This is a genomic window from Mycobacterium sp. (assembly GCF_049683935.1).
Lineage (GTDB): Bacteria > Actinomycetota > Actinomycetes > Mycobacteriales > Mycobacteriaceae > Mycobacterium.
In genome coordinates, this window is record NZ_JBAUJR010000061.1 from 1 (window position 1) to 7,385 (window position 7,385).

At 67.6% G+C, this 7,385-nt stretch carries 6 protein-coding genes and 1 pseudogene; 3 read left to right on the plus strand and 4 right to left on the minus strand.

The genetic code is table 11. The features are described from left to right. Nucleotides 1–860, minus strand: an 860-nt coding sequence (locus WA965_RS03435) for an alcohol dehydrogenase catalytic domain-containing protein (RefSeq protein WP_526447069.1), incomplete at its 3' end; no start/stop codon positions are given. Nucleotides 861–993: 133 nt separating this feature from the next. Between WA965_RS03435 and WA965_RS03440 the strand changes: the two genes are divergently transcribed. Next, the gene (locus tag WA965_RS03440) at nt 994–1,677 is read left to right on the plus strand and encodes a VTT domain-containing protein (RefSeq protein WP_526301926.1); all 684 of its coding nucleotides are present in this window, start codon (nt 994–996) and stop codon (nt 1,675–1,677) included. Between the two features lie 10 nt (nt 1,678–1,687). Here the strand turns inward: WA965_RS03440 and nhaA are convergent, their stop codons facing one another. Beyond that, nucleotides 1,688–3,538: a Na+/H+ antiporter NhaA gene (nhaA, locus tag WA965_RS03445; protein ID WP_526301915.1), complete on the minus strand. Its 1,851-nt coding sequence runs from the start codon at nt 3,536–3,538 to the stop codon at nt 1,688–1,690. Next, nucleotides 3,535–4,662, minus strand: coding sequence for a glycoside hydrolase family 76 protein (locus tag WA965_RS03450; RefSeq protein WP_526301917.1), 1,128 nt, complete (start codon nt 4,660–4,662; stop codon nt 3,535–3,537). Before WA965_RS03450 ends, nhaA begins: the two co-directional genes overlap by 4 nt. 73 nt (nt 4,663–4,735) lie before the next feature. Between WA965_RS03450 and WA965_RS03455 the strand changes: the two genes are divergently transcribed. Then, nucleotides 4,736–5,278 (plus strand): TetR/AcrR family transcriptional regulator, encoded by a 543-nt coding sequence (locus WA965_RS03455; RefSeq protein WP_526301918.1) that lies wholly within the window; start codon nt 4,736–4,738, stop codon nt 5,276–5,278. After that, nucleotides 5,275–6,888 (plus strand): annotated as a pseudogene (locus WA965_RS03460) (MFS transporter); the annotation flags it as partial. The gene WA965_RS03455 and the pseudogene WA965_RS03460, both read left to right, overlap by 4 nt. On the opposite strand, the gene WA965_RS03465 reads toward WA965_RS03460, so the two are convergent. Continuing rightward, nucleotides 6,778–7,385: TrmH family RNA methyltransferase (locus tag WA965_RS03465; RefSeq protein ID WP_526447071.1), on the minus strand; the 608-nt coding region annotated here is incomplete at its 5' end. The pseudogene WA965_RS03460 and the gene WA965_RS03465 overlap by 111 nt on opposite strands.

A 7,385-nucleotide genomic window follows, 5' to 3' on the forward strand; every position in this document is an offset into this window, starting at 1 on the left:
GTCACCGACAGCCCGGAGTTGATCAGGTCGAGCGCGCTGATCGGCAGATTCTCGGGGGTGACCCCGATGGCGACCAGTTCACCGGAGGGACCCAGGCCCCCGACGGTCGCGGCCATCGCCGCGGCGTTGTTCGCGGTGGCCAGCACGACGGCGGCGCCGCCCAGTTTCTGCAGTTCGGCGGCGACATCCTGCGCGGTCGAGTCGATGTAGTGGTGCGCCCCCAGTTGCGTGGCCTCCTCGACCTTGCCGGTTCCCCGGGCGATTGCGACCGTCTCGAATCCCATCGCCCGGGAGAACTGCACCCCGAGGTGACCCAGCCCGCCGACACCGAGGACCGCAACCAGGTCACCGGCCTTCGCGCGCGTCTGACGCAGCCCGTTGAACGTCGTCACCCCCGCACAACCCATGGGTGCGGCTTCGACAAACGACAAGCCGTCCGGAATCCGCGCCAGCGCGGTGGTCGGCACCGTCACCGATTCGGCGTAGCCGCCCGGGTAGTGCCAGCTCGGCACCTGCAGCCGCTCACACTGCATGAACGCACCCCTGCGGCAGGGCACGCATCGGTTGCAGTTGCCGCCGAACCACCCGACGGCCACCCGGTCGCCGACCGCGAAGTCCTCAGCACCGTCCCCGACCTCAGCCACGGTGCCCGCGATCTCGTGCCCCAGCGTGAGCGGCCACTGCAAACCGGGAAAGTGACCGGCGAAAAACTCCCGATCGGTTCCGCAGACGCCGCAGGCGGCGACGTCGATGCGGACGTGGTCCCGCACGGGCGGGGTGGTCTCGACGTCGACCAGAGTGAGCGCTTCGCCGGCCGCGGCAAGTTGGACGGCGGCGTGGGTGCGGGTGCTATCGGGCATGAAATCGACGATATCCACGACACCAGGCACAAATGAATACCTGCCAGCGGGAAATCCCGGATGCGCGTGATTCGGGCCCCGAGATCATGCGCCGGTATCCTTGGATTCCGTGGTCGTCGACAATCTCGCACTGATGCCCGATTTCCTGGACCCGATCAACCTCCTCAGCTACTTCGGCACCTGGGCGCTGATCGGGTTGCTGGTCGTGGTGTTCGTCGAATCCGGGGTGCTGTTCCCGATCCTGCCCGGCGACTCGCTGCTGTTCGTGGCAGGGATGCTCGCCGCCGGCACTGCTGCGGCGGCTCAGGACGGCACCGTGGACGCCAACTTCCAGCTCTGGCAATTGGTGGTGTTCATCCCGATCGCCGCGGTCCTGGGCGGCCAGGTGGGCTATTGGATCGGTCGCAACGTCGGCACCGCGATGTTCAAGCCCAACGCGCGCTTCCTCAAGCAGAAGTACCTCGACGAGGCCCACCTGTTCTTCGAACAGCGCGGCCCGTTCGCCATCGTCATCGCGCGCTTCGTACCGATCGTGCGCACGCTCGCGCCCATCACCGCGGGTGCGGCGAAGATGAACTACGGCGTGTTCACGCTGTACAACGCCGTCGGGGCGGCGGTGTGGGGCATCGGCCTGACGCTGCTCGGCTACTGGCTCGGCCGATTCGAGATCATCCAGAGCCTGCTCGAACCCATCGTCATCGGCATCGTCGTCCTCTCGGTCCTGCCGATGGCCTACGAGTGGTACAAGAGGCGCAAGGCCGCCAAGGCGGCGGGAATCCCGACTCCCCCCATGGAGTCCGGCGAGCCCACGGCCTGACCGGTACGGCTCAGCTCCTCTTCTCCTCCAGCGCGCGGATCAGGCTGGCGGCATCCCACGGCCCCCGGTGCCGGATGCCGTTGACGAACAACGTCGGCGTGGCGCTGAGGTCCATCGCCTCGGCGTCCTCGGCGTCGTCGGTCACCCGGTGCAGCACCTTCGACGCGTGCACCCGGACGTCCTGGTCGAACTGCTCGATATCGCATCCCGCGGCGACCGCGTAGCGATACATATCCGACCACTCGAGATCGTCCTGATGGTCGAACAGTTCATGGGCCATCTCCCAGAATCTGCCCTGCAGCGCCGCGGCCTCACTGGCCCGCGCGGCGTCGAAGGCCCGGGGGTGCGCACGCTCCAGCGGGAAGTGCCGCCACACGTAACCCAGCTCGTCCCCGAAATGTGCCCGCACCTCGTCGATCGCCCCGGTGGCCCGACTGCAGAACGGGCACTCGAAGTCGCCGTATTCGACCAGCGTCAGCGGTGCGTCGGGGCGGCCGCGGACATGGTCACGCTCGGGGTCGATCGGACGAATGAGCTTCAACCCGACCGGTTCGGGCGGGCTGATCCAGTCGGTGACCCGGAAGATCGTCCAGCCCAGCGCGAACGCGATGATCGAGGCCGCCAGCACACCGATGCGTGCCTGGTCCTGCCGGTCGGGTTCGGCGATCGCGATGTCGACGATGAACAGCGAGATGGTGAAACCGATCCCCGACAGCGCCGCCCCACCCGCGATGCGGCGCAGCGTCAGCCCCGGCGAAAGTTCCCCGAGTCGGGTGCGCCGCATGAACCAGGTGGCTCCGGTGATGCCGACGAACTTGCCGATCACCAGGCCGGCGACGATGCCCCACGTCAGCGGTGACCGAAGCGCCGTCGACAGGCTCTGCGCGTCGAGTCGCACGCCGGCATTGACCAGTGCGAAGAGCGGGAGGATCACGAACCCGACTGTCGGACCGACCGTCGTCTGCAGTCGTTCATTGATCGAAATCGACTCGCGCAGTGAGCGACTCGCTGCGCGGGCGTACTCGGAGTTCGGTGACTGCCGGAATGCGCGGATCTGGTCGACGGCCTTTTCGACCGGTCGCCGCTCCGGCGTGAACACCGGAATCAGCAGCGCCACCGCGACTCCGGCGAGTGTCGGATGGATTCCGGCCAGGTACAGCGCGACCCACAGCGCCACGCCCAGCACGGCATACCCGGGTCCGCGCACCCCCATCGGCAGGTAACGCACCAGCGCCAGCGCCACGATCAGCATCACCGAGACCACCAATGGGCCGACCTGGATGTTGTCCGAGTAGAACACCGCAATCGCGATCAGCGCACCGACATCGTCCACCACCGCGAGGGTGAGCAGGAAGATCCGCACCCGGGCAGGGAATTTGGGCTTGATGATGGCCAGCGCGCCGACCAGGAACGCGGTGTCGGTGGAGATCACCACTCCCCAGGCGTGGGCGTTCTCCCCGGATGCATTGAACGCCAGGAACACCAGAGCCGGGATCACCAACCCGGCGGCCGCGGCGACCACCGGCACCGCGGCCCGGGACCGGTCGGTGAGCTCACCGATGGTGAACTCCCTGGTCACCTCGAGGCCGACGATGAAGAAGAAGAAGGCCATCAGGCCGTCGTTGACTAGATGCTTGACGGTCATCTCGAAGTGGTGGGTACCGACGGTCAGACCGAGGTGGGTGTCCAGCAGCGCCGAATAGCTCTGTGCCCATGGCGAATTCGCCCAGACAATCGCAACGACGGTGGCCGCCAGCAACAAGGCGGCGGCGGTGTTGTCCGTCGTCTTGGTGGCTTTGCTGCCGCGATTGAGCCGCGACGGGAGCAGCGGGAAACCCCGCTGGGTCGTCGGCTCACTCACGTATCGGAGTCTCCGTCAGGGACAGTGCCCGCAACGGCGTGGGCGGCTTCCATCAACATCCACCCGGACAGCTGCACCGACAGATCACGCTCCGGAATCTGCGAGGAGTTGACCGCTCCTTCAACGAACTCCGCTTCCTTGGACCCGGCTGTCGGCAGCTCGGCCTCGCGATCCCAGAACGCGCTGAACAGCGGCAGGTCCTCGGCGGTCTGCCGATGCTCCCAGGCGGCCTCTGCCGACGCGAGCACCACCGAAGCAGCAGTCTGGCAAGCCTTCTCGTCATCGGGACCGCGCCGGGGAAGCACGGTGGCGACCAGCGCCAGATAACGCGCCAGGATCCCGTTGAACAGGCCCCCGTCACCGCCGCCTGCGCCCTTGAGCACGCCGTCGGGCGCCATGTGCTCGGCCACGGCGGCCACCAGGCGGTGCACCCGCTCGGCATGTTCGGCGTCCTCGGTGCGCACGGCGAGTTCGGTTTCCAGCCCGAGGATCACCCCCTGGCAGTACGTGTACTGCGCGCGCACCAGCGACCCGGCTTTGATGCCGTCGAACACCAGATGGGTCTCCGGATCGATCAGTATCTCGTCGATCCAATCGGCCATCTGCTGCGCCCGCCTCAACCGGCCCTCGTATCGGGCGAGAAAGATCCCGGCCGGGCCGTTGGCCGGGGCGTTGAAGAACTGATCCTGCTTGCGCCAGGGAATTCCACCGCCGTCCTCCGGCACCCACGCATTGAGGAACTGTTCGGACAGCTTCTCCAGCGCCTTCGGTCGGCCGACCCCGGTCAGCCGACCGGCACGCTCCAGCGCCAGCGCAAGCCATGCCATGTCGTCGTAGTAGTCGTTGACCCAGCGACCGAGATTGCGCAGCCGTTGCCCGCGGATCTGGCGGTTGATCGATTCCAGACGCTCGGGTCGGGGGTCACGGACCTGCGCGTCGACCAGGTTGTCCAGCAGATGCGCCTGCCACCAGTAGTGCCAGGTGCCGAACCGCCGGTGCTGCTGGCCAGCAGGCCAGGCGACGACACCGAGTTGGGTACCCGGCAGGCCCCACAGCTTCTTGACGTGGCGCTTCGCGATCGCTGCTTCCGCGCTGGCGGCGCGGTTGGCCCACAACTGATCCATGGTGATGATCCTGCCCTACCGGCCGCCCCGAAGCCATGAGACATATCTGTCTCATTTGAGCTATATTTGTCTGATGTCTTCGACCCGTGACGAGTTGCTGCGCGCCGCGGCCGACTTTCTCGGGCGTCGCCCCAACGCGACCCAAGACGAGATCGCGACGGCCGCCGGCGTCAGCAGGGCGACGCTGCACCGGCACTTCGCCGGGCGGCACGCCCTGATGGAGGCACTCGAGAAACTTGCCGTCGCCGAGATGCGCGAGGTGCTCACCAATGTCCGGTTGCAGGACGGATCCGCCGTCGAGGCGCTGCGCCGCCTGGTGTGGGCCTGCCGACCGGTGTCTCCCTACCTCGCGCTGCTGTACAGCCAGAGTCAGGAACTCGACCTGGACAACACGATCGAAGCGTGGCGGGAGATCGACGACCAGATCACCTCGCTGTTCGAGCGCGGACAACGCGAGGGCGACTTCCGTCCCGACCTGACCGCCGCATGGCTCACCGAAGCGTTCTACAGCCTCTTCGGCGCGACCGAATGGGCCATCCGCGCCGGCCGCGTCGCCGGCCGCGACTTCGACCGACTCATCACCGACCTACTGCTCAACGGAGTACTCAAATCATGAACCGCCGCTGGTTCGCTCTCGGCATCCTCACCATGGCTGTGCTGCTCATCGGCATCGACGGCACCGTCCTCGCTCTGGCGACCCCCTTCATCAGCGCCGACCTCAACACCACCGGCACCCAGATCCTGTGGATCGGCGACATCTACTCGTTCGTGCTGGCCGCGCTGCTGATCAGCATGGGCAGCCTCGGTGACCGCATCGGCCACAAGAAACTGCTGCTCACCGGCGCAACGGCATTCGCGATCGTCTCTGCCATCACCGCGTATGCGTCTTCGCCCGAGATGCTGATCGTGGGGCGGGCGCTGCTCGGCATGGCCGGTGCGACGCTCGCCCCCGCCACGCTGGCGCTGATCCGTGGCCTGTTCCCGGACAACAGGGAGCGCAGCATCGCCGTCGGCGTGTGGGCATCGGCCTTCTCGGCGGGCGCCGCGCTGGGTCCTGTCGTCGGCGGTGTGCTGCTCGAGCACTTCTGGTGGGGATCGGTCTTCCTGATCAACATCCCGGTCATGCTGGTCCTGCTCGTCGGCGGCATCGTGCTGCTGCCCGAACACCGCAATCCCGAACCCGGCCCGTGGGATCTGCCCAGCGTCGCCCTGTCCATGGTCGGGATGCTCGGCGTGGTCTACGGAATCAAAGAGGGCTTCACCGCTCTCGCCCACGGGCTGCGGATCGACGCCGTCCTCGCCGCCGTTGTCGGCGCCGTGGCGCTGACGTTGTTCGTGCGGCGCCAGTTGCGTCTACCGGTCCCGCTGATCGACGTCCGGTTGTTCCGCAACCCGGTGTTCTCCGGCGTGGTGTCGGCCAACCTGCTGTCCGTCCTCGGGCTGTCCGGTCTGGTGTTCTTCCTGTCGCAGTACTTCCAGCTCGTGCACGGCTACGGACCGCTCAAGGCGGGGCTGGCCGAACTTCCCGCCGCGGTCACGGCGACGGTGTTCGGCGTGCTTGCCGGCGTCGCGGTGCGCTACGTCTCGCACCGTCTGGTGCTCACCACGGGCCTGACACTGGTCGGGGTCGCGATGGCCTCCCTGATGGCGTCGCTGTGGCTGTTCACGCCGATCACGCCGTACCTGCCGCTGGGCATCGCGCTGTTTGTCGTCGGCGTCGGGCTCGGGTTGGCGTTCACCGTTGCCAGCGACGTCATCCTGGCCAGCGTGCCGAAGGAGCGGGCCGGCTCGGCGGCCGCGGTCTCCGAGACCGCCTACGAACTCGGCATGGCGCTGGGCATCGCGACGCTCGGCTCGATCATCACCGCCGTCTACCGGACGGTGGTGATCGCACCGAGCCTGCCTGCGGGCGCGGCCGACGGGGCGCGCGACTCGCTGCCGAGGGCAATCAAAGTGGCCGAGGAGCTACCCGCCGACCAGGCGAACGAACTGCTCGCCGCCGCGAAGTCGGCGTTCACGCACGGACTGGCGATCGCGTCCGGCGTCGGCGCGGCGCTGCTGCTCACCGCGGCAGTGGCGGTCTGGTTGCTGCTGCGGCCTCGAAATGATGTCGGGTTACCAGGCGCGGTCGAGATCGGCGTGCTGGCGGATCCAGGTGTGCATGGCGATTCCGGCAGCGACCGCCGCGTTGATGCTGCGGGTGGAGCCGAACTGGGCGATCGACACTGTGCAGTGGGCACCCGCAGTCGCCTCGGCGGTGATGCCGGGTCCCTCCTGGCCGAAGATCAGCAGGCAATCGCGAGGCAGGCGGACGTCCTCGATGCGGGACGCCCCGGGGATGTTGTCGACTGCCACGACGGTCAGCCCCGCCGCTGAGGCAAAGGCCAGCAGGTCGGCGGTCGTCTCGTGGTGGCGCAGTCGCTGGTACCGGTCGGTGACCATCGCTCCGCGCCGGTTCCAGCGTCGACGGCCGACGATGTGCACCGTGTCGACGGCGAAGGCGTTCGCGGTGCGCACGACCGCGCCGATGTTGGCGTCGTTGCCGAAGTTCTCGATCGCCACATGTAGCGGGTGCCTGCGTTCGTCGATGTCGGCGACGATGGCTTCACGGGTCCAATAGCGGTACGGGTCAACAACATTGCGAGTGTCACCGAGGCGCAGCAACTCCGGGTCGTAGCGGGTGTCGTCGGGCAGCGGCCCCTGCCACGGCCCCACTCCCGGAC

Excerpts from the sequence above, each read along its gene's own strand:
- WA965_RS03450 (WP_526301917.1), bottom strand. The coding sequence starts at position 4,662 with ATGGATCAGTTGTGGGCCAACCGCGCCGCCAGCGCGGAAGCAGCGATC.
- WA965_RS03455 (WP_526301918.1), top strand. The coding sequence starts at position 4,736 with ATGTCTTCGACCCGTGACGAGTTGCTGCGCGCCGCGGCCGACTTTCTC.
- WA965_RS03440 (WP_526301926.1), top strand. The coding sequence starts at position 994 with ATGCCCGATTTCCTGGACCCGATCAACCTCCTCAGCTACTTCGGCACC.